Below are 306 nucleotides of genomic sequence, written 5' to 3'. Positions count from 1 at the left end.
AACTTTAAATGTTTTTGTCATGAGATTAGGCTCCGAAGTAGCTGTTGAAAAAATTGGCATGTGAGTAGCCAAAGCCAAAGATATTACTGACACTGTTTTCAGCTTGATTTAGTGTGACAGTTTGTTTTTTCCTGATTGGAGTATCAGGAAATACATTATCTTTTTTCGTCGCCTTATCAGGTTTACTATCTTGAGTATTCATATATAACCCTCATTTAATCAACAAAGTATTTTGCTAAGTAATATGAAGGCGGTGTGGTCATTTCCGCCCGTAAACATCAAATTGGGTTTATCAACACGGAACTT

1 protein-coding gene is annotated in these 306 nt (G+C 35.3%); it reads right to left on the bottom strand.

Annotation, left to right across the window (positions count from 1 at the left end):
• Positions 1–25 precede the first annotated feature (25 nt).
• Positions 26–202, bottom strand: a complete 177-nt coding sequence (locus tag AAC855_RS21320; RefSeq protein WP_193756917.1) for a hypothetical protein — start codon at positions 200–202, stop codon at positions 26–28.
• Positions 203–306: the final 104 nt, after the last annotated feature.

The sequence above is a fragment of the Xenorhabdus bharatensis genome, from assembly GCF_037996705.1.
Lineage (GTDB): Bacteria > Pseudomonadota > Gammaproteobacteria > Enterobacterales > Enterobacteriaceae > Xenorhabdus > Xenorhabdus bharatensis.
Note: the sequence above shows the minus strand (reverse complement) of the source record. Positions and strands in the feature narration are given on the sequence as shown.

Coding starts and splice junctions, on each gene's coding strand:
- AAC855_RS21320 (WP_193756917.1), bottom strand. CDS start 202: ATGAATACTCAAGATAGTAAACCTGATAAGGCGACGAAAAAAGATAAT.